The sequence below is a fragment of the Nocardioides sp. NPDC127514 genome (genome assembly GCF_040302125.1).
In the GTDB taxonomy this organism is placed as follows: Bacteria; Actinomycetota; Actinomycetes; order Propionibacteriales; family Nocardioidaceae; genus Nocardioides.
The window spans coordinates 15,327-32,942 of sequence record NZ_JBEORF010000011.1; the positions used below are offsets into that span (position 1 = coordinate 15,327).

Here is a 17,616-nt window from a genome sequence, read left to right on the forward strand (position 1 = left end):
GAGGGAGATCGATGACCGACCGCACTGCACAGGCCCCGGCCTGGACGTTCCGCAGCCACTGGATGAGCCAGACCGCCGGGCACGCGGTGATGCGACCCGACGCGACGGCGCTGCGCTTCCTCGGGGTGAACACCACCTGGCAGCAGCTGCACGAGCGCTCGCTGCGTTTCGCCGCCGCGCTGCAGCAGCGCGGCGTGCAGCAGGGCGACCGGGTGATCCTGCTGACCCTCAACCGGCCGGAGTTCGTCGAGGCGGTCTTCGGCATCAACAGCCTCGGAGCGATCGCGGTGCCGGTCAACGCGCGCCTGACTCCGCCGGAGATCGCCGGGCTGGTCGAGGACAGCGGCGCGACCGTGATCGTCACCGAGCAGCTCCTCGCCCCGCTGGCCGCGGCGACCATCGGTCTCGCCCCGGCGCTCGCCACCCGGATCGTGATCGGGGAGGCCGAGGGGATGGAGGCGTACGAGAGCCTGGTGGAGGCCAGCGATCCGATCGAGCTCGGCGACATCCGCGAGGACTCGGTGGCGCTGATCATGTACACCTCCGGCACCACCGGGAAGCCCAAGGGCGCGATGTTGACGCACCACAACATGCAGATGCAGGCGCTGACCTGCATCCGCTGCAACGACCTCGGCGACGAGTCCGACATCGCGTTCATGACCGCGCCGTTCTTCCACATCGCCGGCTTGGGCTCGCTGGCCGCCAACTTCCTGCTCGGCATCCCGAGCGTGATCCATCCGCTCGGCGCCTTCGACCCGGGCGAGGTCGTCGACGCCTGGGAGCGCGAAGGTGCCACCGTCGTCTTCAACGTGCCGCAGCAGTGGCAGGCCATCTGCGCGCTGCCGGGCATCAAGGAGCGCGACCTGAAGCTGCGCATCATCTCCTGGGGTGCGGCCCCTGCCTCCGAGACGCTCCTCAAGACGATGGCCGATACCTTCCCCGACGCGCTCAACGTGGCCGTCTTCGGGCAGACCGAGACCTCGCCCATCACCTGCGTGCTGCGCGGCGAGGACTCGCTGCGCAAGCTCGGCTCGGTCGGTCGCCCGATCCCGACGATCCAGTACCGGATCGTCGACGGCGAGATGAACGACGTGCCCGTCGGCGAGGTCGGCGAGATCGTCTACCGCGGCCCCTCGGTCACGCGTGGCTACTGGAACAACCCCGAGGCCACCGAGAAGGCGTACGCCGGCGGCTGGTTCCACTCCGGCGACCTGGTCCGCCAGGACGAGGAGGGCTTCGTCTGGGTCGTCGACCGGGCCAAGGACATGATCATCAGCGGCGGTGAGAACGTCTACAGTGCGGAGGTCGAGAACGCCATCCACGCCCACCCTGCGGTGCTCGAGGCGGCCGTCGTCGGCCGGCCCGACGAGACGTGGGGTGAGGTGCCGGTGGCCCACGTGGCGCTCAAGCCGGGCGAGAGTCTCGACCTGGAAGGGCTCAACGAGTTCCTGACCACCCGGTTGGCCCGGTTCAAGCTCCCCAAGGACCTCGTCGTGCTCGAGGTGCTGCCGCGCAACGCCGGCGGCAAGGTGCGCAAGACCGAGCTGCGGGCCCAGGGGTAGGCGGTGTTCCCCGGGATCTGGGCCGCGCGTACGCCGGACAAGCCCGCCATCGTGATGGCGGGTTCGGGGCGCACGCTCACCTATCAGGAGCTGGAGGAGCGCAGCCTCCGGGTGGCGCGCCACCTGCGCGCCTGCGGGCTGCGGCGCGGCGACGTGGTCGCGCTGCTGACCGACAACCGGCCGGAGGCGTACGAGGTCTACTGGGCCGCGCTGCGCTCGGGGCTCTACATCACCGCGGTCAACAGCCACCTCTCCGCCGACGAGGCCGCCTACATCGTCACCGACTGCGGCGCGAAGGCGCTGGTCGTGTCCGCCGGCGTGCCGGCGGTGGCCTCCCTCGACGTCCCGGTCGAGCACCGGCTGGCCTACGCCGGTGAGGTCGACGGCTACGCCGACTACGAGGCGGCCCTGGCGGCCGCCGGGAACGAGCCGATCGAGGAGTCGCACGGCGACGACCTGCTCTACTCCTCGGGCACCACCGGGCGGCCGAAGGGGATCAGGTCGCCGCTGCCGGAGATCACGGTCGGCGAGCCGGGCTACGTCTACCCGCTCGTCTTCGGGACGACATACGCCTTCGACGACTCTTCGGTCTACCTGTCACCCGCGCCCGTCTACCACGCCGCGCCGCTGCGGTTCGGCGGTGTCGTGCATGCCTACGGCGGGACCCTGGTGATGATGGAGCGCTTCGACGCCGAGCAGGCGCTGGCCACCATCGCCCGCTACGGCGTCACCCACACCCAGATGGTGCCGACCATGTTCGTCCGGATGCTCAAGCTGCCCGAGGACGTACGCACCTCCTACGACGTCTCCTCGCTGCAGTGCGTGGTGCACGCCGCGGCGCCGTGCCCGGTCGAGGTCAAGCGCCGGATGATCGAGTGGTTCGGGCCGATCATCGAGGAGTACTACGCCTCCACCGAGGGCATGGGCGCGACCGCGATCGACTCTGCGACCTGGCTCGAGCATCCCGGCTCCGTGGGCCGCCCGATCATCGGCGTCCCGCACATCGTCGGCGAGGACGGCCGCGAGCTCGGTCCCGGCGAGGTCGGCGCGATCTACTTCGAGCGCACCGACCGCAGCTTCGCCTACCTCGGCGACCCGAGCAAGACCGCCGCGGCCAAGCACCCGGACCACGACTCCTGGACGACGGTGGGCGACGTCGGCTACCTCGACGAGGACGGGTTCCTCTATCTCACCGACAGGGTCGCGTTCACCATCATCAGCGGTGGCGTGAACATCTACCCGCAGGAGATCGAGGACCTCTTCAGCCTCCATCCGGCCGTCGCCGACATCGCCGTCATCGGCGTCCCCGACGAGGAGATGGGGGAGCGGGTCGCCGCCTTCGTGCAAACTGCGCCCGGAGTCGCTCCGTCATCCGAGCTGGCCGAGGAGCTGATCGCGTACGCCCGCGACGGCATCGCCCACTACAAGGTCCCCCGCGAGATCCACTTCCGCGACTCGTTGCCGCGCACTCCGACTGGGAAGATGGTCAAGAGACGGCTCGTTCCAGTCCCTCGGCCGAGCGAACCGCGCTGAGTCCGCTGCAGAAGGTCAGGTTCCGGCGACCTCGGCCCGGGCGGCGGGCGACACCGTGCCGCGGACGAGGAAGGCGGCGACCACAGCGAACACGACCAGCACGGCGGTGATCGTCGTGGCGATCATCGCGGTTCCGCCGCCCTGGCCGGCGCCGGCCTCGTCGAGGCCGCCCGCGGACAGGATCGTCGTCGGGTCGGTGAGCGCGTGCAGCACGATCGCCGCCCAGATGGTCCCGGTGACGCGCATGGTGAGGTACATGCACATGCCGAACCCGAAGGTGTAGACGACGGTCACCGCGACCGTCGTGGCCGACATCCCCGAGAAGAGGTTCACGGTGTGCATCAGCGCGAACAGCAGCGAGGATCCGACGGCGACGAAGACCTCCGCGTGCCCGGCGTCGCGAAGGATCTTGACCACGATGCCCCGGGTCGCGATCTCCTCGGCGAGGCCTACACAGAGGCCGAGGAAGGCGAGCGCGGCGAGCTGGCCTCCGCTCCACCGGCCCCAGTCGATGCCGATGACGTGGGCGACGATGGCCGCGACGACCAGAGCTGGCGCGACCCACATCCAGGCCCGTCCACGGATCGGCTGCGGCCCGAAGACGGCGCCCAGCCAGCCGACACGGGCGGCGAAGACGAGCAGCGCGATCGCGCCGACGGCGATCGCGAGCGCGAGCCCGAACACGATGCTGGAGGGGTCGGCCAGCACGTCGTCGCCGTCGATCCGGCCGGCGAAGACCCGGTCGACGACCTGGCCCACGGCCAGGTAGAACGCGAGATAGGTCACGACGAAGAGCACGGCCTTCCAGGTGGCGGCGCGCTCCCAGAACCCGGCGTCCGACGGACTCTCTTCCATGCGTCGAAGTCTCGCAGAGATTCCCGGACCCGGGGCGCATCTGCGGGAGCCGACACGACGCGCCGTCGACGGGCACGCATCAATTGAGTACGTGAGCTCAGGCGCCCTCGGCGCGCAGTGACAAGACTGCAGCCATGTCCCTGCTGCGCCACCACCTGTTCGCACCGGCCGCCTCGTGCTTCCTGGGCGTCCTGAGCCTGGCCACGGTGCTCTGCTTCCACTTCCCGGAGCTGCTGACCACCCGTGAGTTCCGCGCCGTCTACACCGAGGACTTCGCGCGTACGCTGCTGCTCGTCGGCCTCGCGGCCGCCTTCTTCGCCGGCACGATCGCGGTGCTGCGCGATCAGCACAAGCCGATGGCCTTCATCGGCGTCGGCACGGCGACCGCCGCGGTGCTGCTCGGCGGCACCGATGTCCCGTTCGAAGGCCCGGTCGAGGACTCGCCGTTCTCGCTCGGCCTCGACTGGTTCGTGCTCGCCCTGTTCTTCTCCGCGCTGGTCTTCATCCCGCTCGAGCACGCCTTCGCCCGCCGCCCGCTGCCGGTCTTCCGACCCGGCTGGCGCACCGACGCCTGCTACTTCTTCATGAGCCACGTCCTGGTCCAGCTCATCCTGATCCTGGTCACCACCTCGACGTCGCTGGTGGTCGCGTCGGTGAAGATGCCGGGCGTACAGGCCTGGATCGACGGCCTGCCGTTCGTCGTGGCCTTCCTGCTCGCCGTCTTCCTCGCCGACCTCGCCCAGGCGGTGCTGCACCGCTGCTACCACCGGATCATGGTGCTGTGGCGCTTCCACGCGGTCCACCACTCCAGCCCGGAGCTCGACTGGCTGGCCGGCTCCCGGGTCCACTTCGTCGAGACCGTGCTGACCCGCAGCATCGTGCTGCTGCCGCTGCTGTTCCTCGGTTTCTCGACCTCGGTCGTCAACGCGTACGCCGTGCTGGTCGGCATCCAGGCGGTCGTCGCCCACGCCAACCTCGGCATCCGGTTCGGCCTTCTCGAGTATCTGATCGTGCTGCCCCGCTACCACCACTGGCACCACGCCCGGCACCTCGACTACTGGGACCGCAACTACGCCATCCACCTGCCGGTGATCGACATGCTGATGGGCTCCTTCAAGCTGCCGCGCGACGGCAGCTGGCCCGAGGAGTACGGCGTCCTCAAGCGCGAGACCGTCCCGGTCGGGATCCTCGCCCAGCACGTCGCCCCGTTCCTGGGGGCACGGACCTTCGACGAGTACGTCCGCTGACGCGACCGCCCGCGGACGGAGCAGGAGCTCCGTCCGCGGGCAGCAGGCCAGGTTCAGCGACAGGTGAAGGAGTCACCGCTGAGGTGACTGGTCCTCGGGTAGAGGCAGATGTCGCGCTCGGTGGTCGTCCCGTCGGGGGCCACCGAGGTCGCTGCCAGGGTGGTCGGGGCGTGGCCCTTCTCGACCCACTTCACCAAGGCGCCCAGCGGGTCCGTCGGCGCGGGGCCGGCTCCGGCCTGGCAGTGCGAGGCGCCGGGCGCGACGAAGACGCGGTAGAAGTCGTCGATGTCGCCGTAGCGCCTGGCGACCTTCTCGCGGTAGCGCAGCGTGCCCGCCAGCGGGACGAGCTGGTCGTCACCGCCGTGCCAGGTCAACAGCTTGGCGCCGGAGCGTCGCAGGCCCGACAGATCCGTGTCGTCGCTGCCGATGACCTTGTGGTATTCGTCGACCGACTGGGCGAACAGCCTTTCGTAGTCGGCGTAGGTGATGGTGGAGACGTCGAAGGCGGGGTCCTTCTCGAGCAGGTTCTGCACCCACGAGGACGCCACTGGGAACGGCGCCGGGCCGGCCAGGTAGCCGAGGTTGGCGGTGGGGGTCAGCCCGAACCAGAGCCGCTTCCCATCGGCAGCCCGAGGGCCGTCCCAGATCTTCTCGACCACGGCCGCGTCGCGGGCGGAGATGGTCAGCTCCTCGCCGCCGCACAGGACCTTCTCGCCGACCAGCGATGCAGGGTCGAAGTCGCAGGCGATGGAGCTGCCGACGATCCCGTCGACGACTCCGTCGTCACCGTCGCAGGAGGCCGTCGCGGCTGCGGTGAAGGCGTTGAGCTCGCAGGGCGCGAGGTGGTTGTCCTCCTCGTTCATCACGACGTACGGCCACAGGTCACCGACGGCGAAGCGGTCCCAGGAGATCGCGGGGGCGTTGGCGAGAATCCCGTCGAAGTCGCCCGGGTGCCGCTGGGCCTCCATGTAGCCCTGGCGCCCGCCGGTCGAGCAGCCGTTCCAGTACGCGTGGTGCGCCGCGCGGCCGTAGAAGTCCTTCGTGATCGCCTTGCCGAGGACGGCCAGCTCGTGCGGTCCGCGCTCGGCGAAGTTCTTCAGCACCGTCTTGTTGACCTGGCCGTCGTCCGTGAGCGCCCAGTCGGCGGTGAAGCCGGTGGTCGGGGTTGCGCCGGCGTCGGTCGTGCCGACGGCGTACCCGGCCTTGACCGCGGTCGGCAGGCTCGGGCCGAAGTCGCCGCCGAGGTAGCCGCTGCCTCCGAGGGCCTGGAAGCGGCCGTTCCAGCCGGTCGCGGGGAGCCAGACCTGGATCAGCTCCCGGTCGCCGGCCGTGCCGTGGGTGAGGGTCACGTCCACCTGGCAGTAGGGCGGGACGTCGGTGACCGGTGGGGGCGGCTCGGTCGCTCCGGGCTGGGGCGGGTAGGTCAAGGTGCCGCCCTGCTTCGGTACGGCGCTGACCGACAGGATCCGCGCGTCCGGGGGCGGCACCAGGTCGGGTGCCATGCAGCTGTCGGCCACGGCCGGGGGCCTCTCGGCAGCGGCGGCGCCGGGGTGCACCGCCGTCAGCGCAGCAGCCAACGGCAGCCCGGCGGCTACCAGCAGCAGTCTCTTCATCGTCTCTCTCCTCGTCATGGGCCCGCTCGGTTCGGGCACAGGAGGAGACTTCCGGCACAGGTGCCCGTCCGGCACCAGGGTGATGCCCTGGGGTGCACCCTGGCCGGTGCCCGGCTCACTGGTCGCGCAGTGCCGCGGCCAGCTCCCGCCTCGAGGAGATGTCGAGCTTGGTGAAGATCTTGCGCAGGTGCCACTCGACGGTCCGTGGGCTGAGGAACAGCACCGCGCCGATCTCCGGGTTGGTCCGTCCGGCAGCGGCCAGCCGCGCGATCTGGGCCTCCTGCGCGGTGAGGTCGACCTCGGCTCCGCGCGTACGTGTCCGGGCGACGCCGCCCGTCGCCGCCAGCTCCCGGGCTGCTCGCTCGGCGAACGCCTCGGCGCCGATGCTCGCGAACAGCTCATGCGCCGCCTGGAGCTGCTGACGACCCTCGGTGCGACGGTTCTCCCGGCGCAGCCACTCGCCCAGGAGGAGTTGAGCCCGAGCCGCGTACAGCGTCATGCCGGCCGAGGTGAGCTCGTCGATCGCGGTGCGGTAGTGCTTCTCGCTCTCGCCGGAGGTGTCGGTCAGCGCGTCGGCGTAGGCCGCCGTGCCGCGTGCCCACGGCGAGTCGACGACCGAGGTGCGTGCGACGAGCCGGTCGCGCCCCGCCGCCGCGACGTCGTCGGCCCCGCTGCGGGCTGCCGCCTCGACGAGCTCCGTCAGAGCCCACTGCATCACCGCCAGGTCCTCGAACTCGATGGCCTCCTGCGCAGCCGCGAGCGCCTCGCGGTAGCGACCGAGACCGTTCGACAGCACCGCCCGGCTGTACGCCGCCACCCCCAGGTTCCAGCCGACCCCGGACGATCGCGCGTAGCCGAGGGCGGCGTCGATGACAGCCGTCGCCTCCTCCTCGCGTCCGCGGTAGGCGGCCAGGATCACCGCACTCGCGGGATGGGGCTCCACACCGACCATGGCACCGAGGGTGTCGGCCTCATCGAGGATCGTGGCGGCCTCCTCGAAGCGGCCGGCGTGGATCAGAGCGGTGGCACGGAAGCTCAACGCGGCCGCCAGCAACGACAGCCGCCCGCTGGCGCGGGCGTGGCTCAGCAGGTCCTCGGAGCGCCCGAAGTAGGCCCCGGAGTCCCAGATCTCGTGGGTCACCGCGCTGCTCAGCCAGGCCAGCTCGAGATCGGTCTCCATCCCGATCTCCTCGACGGCGTCGGCGAGCAGGGACACGGAGGCGGCATGACCGTCGAGCACCCAGGTGCTCAGCCCGGTCAGCAGACGACCGACCGCATCCTCGCCACGAGGAGCGCCACGGCCCGCCAGGGCGGCCCGGCGCAGATCGTCGCCGCCCAGCCTTCCCGCGTTGATCGCGGCAGCGATGGCAGCCAGGTATGTCGCGCGGGAGAGCCCGTCATCGAGCCGCTCCAGGCGACCGGCCGCCTCGAGGAGCGGCGGCACCACGGACCGTCCGGTGTTGAGCGCGAACGCCAGCCGGGCGCGCAGACGCTGCACCTGGGCGAGCTGAGCCGGGTCGAGAGGCCCGATCTCGGCGGTGTCGAGCAGCTGCGCGGCCTTCGCGATCGCCCCGGCGGCGAACCGCGCCTCGGCCGCGGCCAAGGCGCGACCGGCTCGTGTCGCCGGGTCTGTGGTGAGCTCGACCGCCCGCTCGAGGAATGCCGCCGCGGCGGCTCGTCCGCCCCGTGCCAGCGCCCGGTCGGCGGATTCCTCGAGCTCGGCGGCGACGGTCTCGTCCGGGCCGATCGCGGCGTGTGCGCGATGCCAGGCCCGCCGGTCAGGGTCCTGCGCGGGATCGGTGACCTGCGCGAGCGCGTGATGCACGGCCCGGAGGGCGGCGGGCCCGGCCGAGCGCCGGCTGGCCGAGCGGACCAGTGGATGACGGAACCGGACCCTGGTCCCGATCGAGATCAGGTCGGCGTCCTCTGCCGGAGCGGCGGCGTCCATGTCGAGCCCGAGTCGCTCGGCCGCACGCCACAGCAGGGTGACGTCGCCGACCGGCTCGACGGCCGCGGTGAGCAGCAGCCGACGGGTCTGCTCGGGGAGCGCGGCGATGCGCTCCTGGAAGCCCTGCTCGATGCGGCTGGCCACGGGCTTGGCGCTCTGGCCGTCGAACCCGAACGCCAGCTCCGCCGGGGTGAGCCCGCGTGGCAGCTCCAGCAGCGCGAGCGGGTTCCCGCGGGTCTCCGAGACGATCTGGTCACGGACCCGTGCGTCGACGGGTCCCGGGAGCACGGACTCGAGCAGGAGCCGGGCATCGGCGTCGGCCAGCCCCTCGATCCGCAGCTCCGGAAGATCCGGCAGCAGCTGTTCGTCGTCAGGACTGCGAACCCCGAAGACGAGCGCGACCGACTCCGCGTCGAGCCGGCGGGCGACGAAGGTGAGGATCACCTCCGACATCCGGTCGAGCCACTGCACGTCGTCCACCACGCACACCAGCGGCTCGTCGGTCGCGGCCTCCGCCAGCAGCCCGAGCACCGCGAGCCCGACCACGAGGGCCTCCGGGGGATCGCCGGCGCTGAGGCCGAAGGCGGTGGAGAGCGCCTGACGCTGTGGCTCGGCGAGCCGGTCCAGATGATCCAGCAGGGGAGCGCAGAGCTGCTGCAGGCCGGCGTACGCGATCTCCGACTCGGGCTCGACGCCCGCGGCTCGGATCACCCGGCCCCCGGCCCGGTCGGCGAGGTAGTCGAGCAGTGCGGTCTTGCCGGTGCCGGCCTCGCCACGCAGGACGAGCACTCGGCTCTCGCCCGCTCGGACGCCGCGGACCAGCCGGTCCAATGCCTCCTGCTCGGCCCGCCGCCCCGTGAGGGGCATCCCCATCTTCAATCGACACCTCGAGTCGGTCAGCACCAGTGGAGCCCCTTCATTCTCCCGGGTCGCCCAGGGAGTCGACCAGTGGGTATCCCTGGCGCCGGGCCGGTGAGTCCCCGGCGAAAGTCGTCACGTCACCGAGCAACACCCACCAACACCCACCCAGAACCACAAGGAGAAGTGACATGGCGAGCTACACCGGCACCGTGACCGCGACCGGCGAGGGGCGCAACGGCGGCCACCTCGCGTCCCCCGACGGCCTCATCGATCTCGGCCTGGCCATCCCGAAGGAGCTCGGCGGCGCCGGCGGCGCCACCAACCCCGAGCAGCTCTTCGCCGCGGGCTGGTCGGCCTGCTTCATGGGCGCCTTCCGCCGGGCGGCCGCCGAGGAGCGGATCCGGTTCGACAGCATCCAGGTGACCGCGAACGTCACCCTCAACCACGCCGAGACGACCGACCCGACCGAGGAGTTCTTCCTCAGCGCCGAGCTCGAGATCGTCGTCGGCGGGCTGGACGAGGAGACCATCGGCACGCTGGCCAAGCGTGCCCACCAGATCTGCCCGTACTCGAAGGCCATCACCGGCAATGTCGACGTGGACTTCTTCGCCCGCGTCGCCTGAGGACGAGTGGCGGCCCGAGCCGAGCGACGCGCTCGGCCGGGCCGCCCAAGCCCTCATCCGCGATGCGTACGCGGCCCTGGGCTGGTTCGAGGGCCCGAACCCGTTCCAGGTGTGACCACATCCAGACCCGAGCGAAAGACGGAATGACCATGATGAACCGCAGGACCTTTGCCAAGGCGGTCGGCCTGGCCGCGACCTCGACAGCGGCGCTGGCAGCGACAGGGGAGATGGCGGCTGCTCGACCGGTACGCCCTGGACGAGCGAGCACGTCGTTCGCCGACGTCCTCCAGATCGATGCCGGCGAGCTCAACGTCGGGTACGTCGACCTCGGGCCCCGCGACGGCCAGCCGGTGATCCTGCTGCACGGCTGGCCCTACGACATCCACAGCTATGCCGAGGTCGCGCCGATCCTGGCGAAGCATGGCTACCGGGCCCTCGTGCCGTACTTGCGGGGCTTCGGCACGACGACGTTCCGCTCACCCGACACCTTCCGCAACGCACAGCAGTCCCGGATCGCCCTCGACATCACGGACTTCATGGACGCGCTGCGGATCGACCGGGCCGTGATCGCCGGCTACGACTGGGGTTCGCGGACGGGCGACATCATCGCCGCTACCTGGCCCCAGCGCGTCAAGGCGCTGGTGTCGGTGACCGGCTACCTGATCACCAACCGTGAAGCCCAGCGCGACCCGATCGCCGCGGCCTCGGAATGGGCCTGGTGGTACCAGTACTACTTCTCCACCGAGCGCGGCGCGAAGGGCCTCGCCGATCCGAAGATCGGCACCGACCTGGCCAGACTCGTGTGGCGGTTCAACTCCCCGACCTGGGCGTTCGACGAGGCCACCTTCGCGCGCACGTCCGCGGCGTTCAGCAATCCCGACTACGTCGACATCGTGCTGCACAACTACCGCTGGCGCCTCGGCCTGGCCGACGGCGCCCGCCGCTACGACGCCTTGGAGCGCAAGCTCGCGGCGGCCCCGCCGATCGCGGTGCCGACGATCACCATCGACCCGGCCGCCGATCCCTTCACGCCGGCCGGAGACGGGGCTGGCTACCGCCATCACTTCACCGGCCCGTACGAGCACCGCACGTTCCCGGGAATCGGCCACAACGTCCCCCAGGAGGCGCCGGCCGACTTCGCCCGCGCGGTCCTCGACGCGGACAGGCTGTGAGGTCGGCATGAGGCCCCGCAGGGCGAGGTAGGACCCTCACGAGCCGAGGAGCTGTTCGGCGAGCTCGGCGCGGGAGTGGATGTCCAGCTTCGTGTAGACCTTCCGCAGGTGGTACTCGACGGTCTTCGGGCTGAGGAAGAGGGCGGCCGCGGTCTCCCGAGTCGTGCGGCCCTCGGCGAGGAGCAGCGACACCTGCAGCTCCTGCGGCGTCAGGGACGCCGCTCCGGACGCCTCCCGCCTCGCCACCTTCTCGCCCGTCGCCTCCAGCTCGGCCGCGGTGGTCCGGGCCCACGGGTCGGCGCCGAGGTCGTCGAAGGACTCGAGCGCGGTACGCAGGTGTGAGCGGGCGTCGACGCGGCGACCCGCGCGACGGAGCCGGCCGCCGTACGCGAGGTGGGTCCGCGCGGCCTCGAACAGGTCACGGGTGTCAGCGTGACCTTCGATGGCCGCCTCGAAGTGCGCGTCGAAGGATCGCTGGTCCGCCACGGTGCCCAACGCCCGGTGCGCCCGCGCGACCGACCAGGGTCGACCCTTAGTGCGTGCCGCGGCCGCGTACCGCTGGGCCTCGGCCTCCGCGTCGGCGGGCCGGCCGAGACGGAGCAGGGCATCCACCAGTTCCGCGCCGGGGGAGAGGTCGGGGTCGGCGATGCCCCATTCGTCGAGCCGACGCGAGAGGTCGAGGAACGTCTTCGTGGCCGCTCGGGGGTCGCCTTCGGCGAGCTCGAGATCGCCGACGGCGTAGAGGCACCAGGCCTCGCCCATGCGGATGCCCCGTCGGGTGCAGAGTCGCACGGCCTCGGACGCATGCTCCCGGCAGGCGTCGCCCCGACCCTGTCGGGACTCGAGCCAGGCGAGCCCGGCGAGGGACATGGCGAGGTCCGTGCCCTGACCCGTCTCGCGCGCCAGCCGGATCGCCTCCTCGTAGTTGGCTGCGGCTCGGGACCAGGCAGTCGACGTCGCCTGGTCCCGGGCGACGTGGAACAGCACGTTGGGCAGCAGACCGACGCCCATGCGGGACCGGACGTCGTCGACGATCCGGCGCAGGTCGGCTCCCGTCTCCGCGTCGCGGAGGAACAACGGTGTCGTCAGCAGCCACGGCAGCGCCTCGGGATGCTCGACCGGGTCGGCGTGCGCGGCCAGCAGCGGAACCGACGCCTGGATCTCCGCCAGCCCACCCTCGCCGCTGAGCACCTTCGCCATCCCCGCCGCAGCGAGCCCGATGGCGCGGGCGCGGGGCGATTCGGCGGCAGCGACCGCGGCCAGCAGGGAGGTGGCGAGGCGCATCGATACCGCTGCGTCGGCCAGGTAGAAGGCAGCATGCAGCGCCTCGGCGAGGAGGAGCACGGTGTCATCGGGAGTGGGCGCGTCGGGCGCCGCCCGCTCGAGGATGCGGACGGCGTCGGCGACCGACCCGCTCCGCGCCGCGATCTGCGCCCGAATCCGCAGGGTGCGCGAGCGGGTGCCGCTTGGGACGGGCCGGGTCTCGATCTCGTCGAGCAGGGCGACCGCTCGGTCATGGAGGCCTCCGGTCCACGCTGCCTCGGCAGCCTCGCACAGCAGGAGGTGCCACCGGTCGGTGTCCGTGCTCAGCCGCGCCGCGCGCTCGTAGGCGGTGCTCGCGACGGTGTACGCCGTGCGGGTCTTCGCGCTGTCGGCGGCGGCTTCGAGCAGGCCCGATACCTCCGGGTCGGGACCCCAGGTGGCCTCGGCCAGGTGCCACGCCCGACGCTCCGCATCGTCCGGCAGCAGGTCGGCCACAGCGAGGTGGACGGATCGACGGAGAGTCTCGTCGGCCTCTGCGTAGACGGCCGCGCGGACGAGCGGGTGTCGTACGTCGATGCGGCTGCTCGTCACGATGACCAGCCCTGCGCGCTCGGCGGCACCGAGGCCGGAGACGTCGAGACCGAGCCGCTTGCAGACCTCGCCCGTGAGGTGGAGGTCACCGTTGGTGACCACGGCAGCGAGCAGGGTGGTCCGAGATCCCGGGCCGAGCTCCGCCAGCCGCCGGGAGAACGCGGCCGCGAGGGTGGTGGGCAGCGCCGGCGGGAGTCCCGGGGCCCGGTCATCGAGAAGCTCGAGGTTGCGACCGAGCTCGAGAAGGGCGAGAGGGTTGCCACCGGTCGCTGCGAACAGCCGCGCCACTTGCTCCTCGGTCGGTGGCGTGACCTCCAGAGAGCGCACGAGGTCGTCGGACGCCGCCGGGTCCAGGCCTGACAGCTCCAGTACATCGAGGCCGTCGAGGAGGCCGTCGCAAGCTCCGGATCGGCCGGCGAGCAGGACGACGGCGGGGTCAGCGTCGAGCCGGCGGGCGGCGAAGGCGAGAGCCTCCGCGGACGGCCGGTCGAGCCACTGCAGGTCGTCGACGACGACGCCGATCGGCGTGTGCTCGGCGTACCGGCACAGCAGCGCGAGGGTCGCTGCGCCGATGGCGAACCGGTCGCCGGCGGTCCCCGCCTCGAGGGCGAGTGCGCGGCTCAATGCTGCTGCCTGCGGATCTGGCAGCGCGTCGAGGAGGTGGAACGCCGGACGGAGCAGGAGGTGGAGCCCGGCGAACGCGAGGTCCTGCTCTGCCTCCGTACCGGTTGCGCGCAGGACTTGGACGCCCTCCAGACGATCGAGCGCGTCCTCGAGCAGCGCGGTCTTGCCGACGCCCGGCTCGCCTGTGATCGCGAGCGCGCCACCGCGGCCGATCCTCGCACCGGCGAAGAGCTGGTCCACGACCCGCTGCTCCGCTTCTCGTCCGATGAGCACGCGGGAAGTCTAGGAGCGGGCACCCGTGCCGATCCCACGACCGAACAGCGCCCTACCTGGTCCTGGGTAACCCAGAGCGACTAGGTGGGGCACCTGACGCGGGGACATGCCAGGCGTTCCTAGCGTTCCCGTCATGACCACTACTGATGACGCCATGACCCCGGGCACGAACGAGGTCGAGATCGACATGGACAAGCTGATGGCCTTCGTCTTCCGAGCGGTGGACGAGGTCGGAGCGACGCTCAACGCCGCTCTGGTGGTGATGGGCGACAAGCTCGGCTACTACCGCGACCTCGCGGCCAACGGGCCGAGCACGCCGGCCGAGCTCGCCGCACGGACCGCCACCGGCGAGCCGTACGCCCGCGAGTGGCTCAACGCCCAGGCCGCCGGCTCGTACGTGACCTACGACCCGACCACCGGCCGGTTCACGCTGCCGCCGGAGCACGCGGTGGCGTTGACCGTCGAGGACAGCCCGGCCTTCCTGCCCGGGATGTTCCAGATCGCGCTCGGCACCGTCCATGACGCCTCGCACATCCTCGAGGCCGCGCGCAACGGCGGCGGCTACGGATGGCACGAGCACAACGCCGACGTCCACGTCGGCTGCGAGCGGTTCTTCCGCCCGAGCTACAACGCTCACCTGATCGCCGAGTGGCTGCCCGCACTCGACGGTGCCGTGGAGAAGCTCGAACGCGGAGCCACGGTCGCCGATGTGGGCTGCGGCCACGGCGCCTCGACGATCCTGATGGCGCAGGCCTTCCCGAACTCCCGCTTCGTCGGGTGGGACTACCACGACGCGTCGATCGCGACCGCGCGCGAGCGCGCCGCGGCCGCGGGTGTCGGGGACCGGGTGAGGTTCGAGGTCGCCCCGGCGTCCGCGTTCGGTGGCAGCGACTACGACCTCGTCACCATGTTCGACTGCCTGCACGACATGGGCGACCCGGTCGGCGCGGCGCGGCACGTCCGGGAGTCTCTCGCCGAGGACGGCACCTGGATGGTCGTCGAGCCCATCGCCGGTGACCACGTCGAGGACAACCTGCACGCGGTGGGCCGCGCCTACTACGGCTTCTCTACGCTGCTCTGCACGCCCAGCTCGCTTGCCCAGGACGTCGGGCTCGCGCTGGGGACCCAGGCCGGCCCGGCTCGGATCCGCGACGTGACGATCGCGGCCGGGTTCACCCGGTTCGAGGGCGTGTCCGAGACCCCGTTCAACCGTGTCTACGAGGTCCGGCCGTGAGCGAGACGGCTTCCGCGCTTCGTCCCCCGGCCGAAGTCCGGCGCGACCGGCCCGATCGGGGGACACTGGAGCCATGAGGGCACGCAAGCCCGACGCCGATGGCTACGTGGAGACAGACGGCGTCAAGGTCCACTACGAGGTCTATGGCGCAGCGACCGCCGGCCCGGACGACCGCACCATCCTGCTGATGCCGACCTGGACGATCATCCACTCCCGTTTCTGGAAGGCGCAGGTCGGCTACCTGGCGCGCCACTTCCGCGTCGTGACCTTCGACGGGCGTGGTAATGGCCGGTCCGACCGGCCGGGGGGTGCGGCGGCGTACACGAACGAGGCGTACGCCGCGGACGCCCTCGCCGTCCTGGACGCCACCGGCACCGACCGGGCCGTCGTCGTGGGGCTGTCCTGCGGGGTCGCGTGGAGCCTGCACCTTGCCGCGGACCACCCGGACCGGGTGGCCGGACTGGTCGCGATCGGGGCGGCCTGCGGGTTCCCGATCGTCCAGGAGCGGGACGCCTTCGTCTGGGACGCCCGCCTCGACACCACGGACGGATGGGCGAAGTACAACCGGAACCACTGGCTCGAGGGCGGCTATGACGATTTCCTCGAGTTCTTCTTCGCCAAGATGTTCCCTGAGCCGCACTCGACCAAGCAGATCGAGGACTGCATCGCCTGGGCGCACGAGACGACGCCGCAGGTCGTTGCCGACTCCACCGCAGCACGGCTCGGGTGCGACGGGGTGGTGTGCGCCTCGGTCGAGGAGATCTGCGGCCGCGTACGGTGCCCGGTCCTCGCGATCCACGGGACCGATGACCAGATCCGACCGGTCGCGATCAGTGAGCGCCTCGTCGAGCTCACCGGGGGATCGCTGGTACTGCTCGAGGGCAGCGGGCACGGCCCGGTGGGCCGCGACCCGGTCAAGATCAATCACCTGATCAAGGACTTCGCGGACGCTGTCCACCCCTCTCCGCCGGCCAGTCGTACCTGGGTCCGCGCGTCCCGCCGGCAGAAGAAGGTCCTCTACCTCTCCTCGCCGATCGGGCTGGGTCACGCCCGCCGCGACCTTGCGATCGCGCAGGCTCTCCGGGAGCGCCACGAGGACGTCCAGGTCGACTGGCTCGCTCAGCACCCGGTGACCCGGGTCCTCGAGGCGGCCGGGGAGCGGGTCCACCCAGCCAGCAGGTGGCTCGCCAACGAGTCGCGCCACATCGAGGAGGAGTCGGGCGAGCACGACCTCCATGTCTTCGACGCGATAAGGCGTATGGACGAGGTCCTCGTCAACAACTTCATGGTCTTCGATGACGTCGTCCGCGACGAGCACTACGACCTCGTCATCGGCGACGAGGCGTGGGACGTCGACCATTTTCTGCATGAGAACCCCGAGCTGAAGCGCTTCGGCTACGCGTGGCTCACCGACTTCGTCGGCTTCCTCCCGATGCCTGACGACGACGAGCGGGCGCGGTTCGTCATCGCCGACCACAACGCCGAGATGCTCGAGCACGTCGAGCGCCATCCGCGGCTGCGCGACCGCGCGATTTTCGTCGGAAACCCCGAGGACGTCGTGCCCGGCTACTTCGGCGCCGACCTGCCTGAGATCTCCGCCTGGACCCGGCAGCACTACGACTTCAGCGGCTACGTCACCGGGATCGACCCGGGTTCGATCGCCGATCGGGCGCGGCTGAGAAGGGAGCTCGGCTGGCGACCTGATGAGCGGATCTGCGTGGTCACCGTCGGCGGGTCCGGCATTGGCAGCCACCTGCTCCGCCGGGTGGAAGACGCGTACGACGCCGCCCGCGCAGCCGTGCCGGGCCTGCGAATGATCGTCGTGACGGGACCTCGCCTGGACGCCAGGGTCGTCCGAGCGCGCCCCGGGCTCGAGGTGCTCGGCTTCGTCCCCGACCTCTACCGGCTCCTCGGCGCCTGTGACCTTGCCGTCGTGCAGGGCGGGCTGACCACGACGATGGAGCTGACCGCCGCCGGCACGCCGTTCATCTACGTGCCGTTGCGCCACCACTTCGAGCAGAACATCCACGTACGCCACAGGCTCGAGCAGTACGGCGCCGGCCGCTGTCTCGAGTACGACGACCTCACCCCCGACACGCTCGCGCGAGCGATCGCCGACGAGATCGGCCGCGAGCCCCGCAGCCGACCGGTCGAGACCGACGGCGCCCGTCGCGCCGCCGCTCTGGTCGCCGACCTTCTCTGATCCTGCCGTCGGCA

General features: G+C 71.2%; 12 protein-coding genes. 8 read left to right on the forward strand and 4 right to left on the reverse strand.

Annotation, left to right across the window (positions count from 1 at the left end):
- Positions 1–11: 11 nt before the first annotated feature.
- Both ABTX24_RS10505 and ABTX24_RS10510 read left to right on the forward strand, forming a co-directional pair.
- Positions 12–1,562, forward strand: a complete 1,551-nt coding sequence (locus ABTX24_RS10505; protein WP_160023875.1) for a long-chain-fatty-acid--CoA ligase — start codon at positions 12–14, stop codon at positions 1,560–1,562.
- Between the two features lie 3 nt (positions 1,563–1,565).
- Positions 1,566–3,095, forward strand: coding sequence for an acyl-CoA synthetase (locus ABTX24_RS10510; RefSeq protein WP_350839382.1), 1,530 nt, complete (start codon positions 1,566–1,568; stop codon positions 3,093–3,095).
- A gap of 15 nt (positions 3,096–3,110) precedes the next feature.
- On the opposite strand, the gene ABTX24_RS10515 is transcribed toward ABTX24_RS10510, so the two are convergent.
- Complete coding sequence (locus ABTX24_RS10515) at positions 3,111–3,950, reverse strand: CPBP family intramembrane glutamic endopeptidase (protein WP_350839384.1); 840 nt, start codon at positions 3,948–3,950, stop codon at positions 3,111–3,113.
- A 134-nt stretch (positions 3,951–4,084) separates the two neighbouring features.
- Here ABTX24_RS10515 and ABTX24_RS10520 point away from each other — a divergent pair, with 134 nt between their 5' ends.
- Positions 4,085–5,197: a sterol desaturase family protein gene (locus ABTX24_RS10520; RefSeq protein ID WP_350839386.1), complete on the forward strand. Its 1,113-nt coding sequence runs from the start codon at positions 4,085–4,087 to the stop codon at positions 5,195–5,197.
- Between the two features lie 53 nt (positions 5,198–5,250).
- Here the strand turns inward: ABTX24_RS10520 and ABTX24_RS10525 are convergent, their stop codons facing one another.
- Both ABTX24_RS10525 and ABTX24_RS10530 read right to left on the reverse strand, forming a co-directional pair.
- Positions 5,251–6,810, reverse strand: a complete 1,560-nt coding sequence (locus tag ABTX24_RS10525) for a tannase/feruloyl esterase family alpha/beta hydrolase (RefSeq protein ID WP_350839387.1) — start codon at positions 6,808–6,810, stop codon at positions 5,251–5,253.
- 115 nt (positions 6,811–6,925) lie between these two features.
- On the reverse strand, positions 6,926–9,631 hold the full coding sequence (locus ABTX24_RS10530; protein ID WP_350839389.1) for a helix-turn-helix transcriptional regulator: 2,706 nt from the start codon (positions 9,629–9,631) through the stop codon (positions 6,926–6,928).
- A gap of 176 nt (positions 9,632–9,807) precedes the next feature.
- On the opposite strand from ABTX24_RS10530, the gene ABTX24_RS10535 reads away from it, so the two are divergent.
- The 3 genes from ABTX24_RS10535 to ABTX24_RS10545 are packed head-to-tail and all read left to right on the forward strand — an operon-like array spanning position 9,808 to position 11,414.
- Positions 9,808–10,242, forward strand: a complete 435-nt coding sequence (locus tag ABTX24_RS10535; protein WP_141793671.1) for an Ohr family peroxiredoxin — start codon at positions 9,808–9,810, stop codon at positions 10,240–10,242.
- Positions 10,208–10,357 (forward strand): hypothetical protein, encoded by a 150-nt coding sequence (locus tag ABTX24_RS10540; protein WP_160023869.1) that lies wholly within the window; start codon positions 10,208–10,210, stop codon positions 10,355–10,357. The genes ABTX24_RS10535 and ABTX24_RS10540 overlap by 35 nt, the downstream gene beginning before the upstream one ends.
- Positions 10,358–10,391: 34 nt before the next feature.
- The gene (locus ABTX24_RS10545; RefSeq protein ID WP_160023868.1) at positions 10,392–11,414 is read left to right on the forward strand and encodes an alpha/beta fold hydrolase; all 1,023 of its coding nucleotides are present in this window, start codon (positions 10,392–10,394) and stop codon (positions 11,412–11,414) included.
- Positions 11,415–11,450: 36 nt separating this feature from the next.
- Here ABTX24_RS10545 and ABTX24_RS10550 read toward each other — a convergent pair whose 3' ends face one another.
- Entirely contained in the window at positions 11,451–14,165 is a 2,715-nt protein-coding gene (locus tag ABTX24_RS10550) for an ATP-binding protein (protein ID WP_160023867.1), read from the reverse strand.
- Between the two features lie 133 nt (positions 14,166–14,298).
- On the opposite strand from ABTX24_RS10550, the gene ABTX24_RS10555 reads away from it, so the two are divergent.
- The gene (locus ABTX24_RS10555; protein WP_350839392.1) at positions 14,299–15,399 is read left to right on the forward strand and encodes a class I SAM-dependent methyltransferase; all 1,101 of its coding nucleotides are present in this window, start codon (positions 14,299–14,301) and stop codon (positions 15,397–15,399) included.
- Positions 15,400–15,472: 73 nt separating this feature from the next.
- On the forward strand, positions 15,473–17,602 hold the full coding sequence (locus ABTX24_RS10560) for an alpha/beta hydrolase (protein WP_160023866.1): 2,130 nt from the start codon (positions 15,473–15,475) through the stop codon (positions 17,600–17,602).
- The last annotated feature ends 14 nt before the right edge of the window (positions 17,603–17,616 follow it).

Bases quoted from the DNA above. Each gene is read 5' to 3' on its own strand.
- ABTX24_RS10545 (WP_160023868.1), top strand. From the start codon at position 10,392: ATGATGAACCGCAGGACCTTTGCCAAGGCGGTCGGCCTGGCCGCGACC.
- ABTX24_RS10555 (WP_350839392.1), top strand. From the start codon at position 14,299: ATGACCACTACTGATGACGCCATGACCCCGGGCACGAACGAGGTCGAG.
- ABTX24_RS10525 (WP_350839387.1), bottom strand. From the start codon at position 6,810: ATGAAGAGACTGCTGCTGGTAGCCGCCGGGCTGCCGTTGGCTGCTGCG.
- ABTX24_RS10560 (WP_160023866.1), top strand. From the start codon at position 15,473: ATGAGGGCACGCAAGCCCGACGCCGATGGCTACGTGGAGACAGACGGC.
- ABTX24_RS10505 (WP_160023875.1), top strand. From the start codon at position 12: ATGACCGACCGCACTGCACAGGCCCCGGCCTGGACGTTCCGCAGCCAC.
- ABTX24_RS10520 (WP_350839386.1), top strand. From the start codon at position 4,085: ATGTCCCTGCTGCGCCACCACCTGTTCGCACCGGCCGCCTCGTGCTTC.
- ABTX24_RS10540 (WP_160023869.1), top strand. From the start codon at position 10,208: ATGTCGACGTGGACTTCTTCGCCCGCGTCGCCTGAGGACGAGTGGCGG.
- ABTX24_RS10515 (WP_350839384.1), bottom strand. From the start codon at position 3,950: ATGGAAGAGAGTCCGTCGGACGCCGGGTTCTGGGAGCGCGCCGCCACC.
- ABTX24_RS10535 (WP_141793671.1), top strand. From the start codon at position 9,808: ATGGCGAGCTACACCGGCACCGTGACCGCGACCGGCGAGGGGCGCAAC.
- ABTX24_RS10530 (WP_350839389.1), bottom strand. From the start codon at position 9,631: ATGGGGATGCCCCTCACGGGGCGGCGGGCCGAGCAGGAGGCATTGGAC.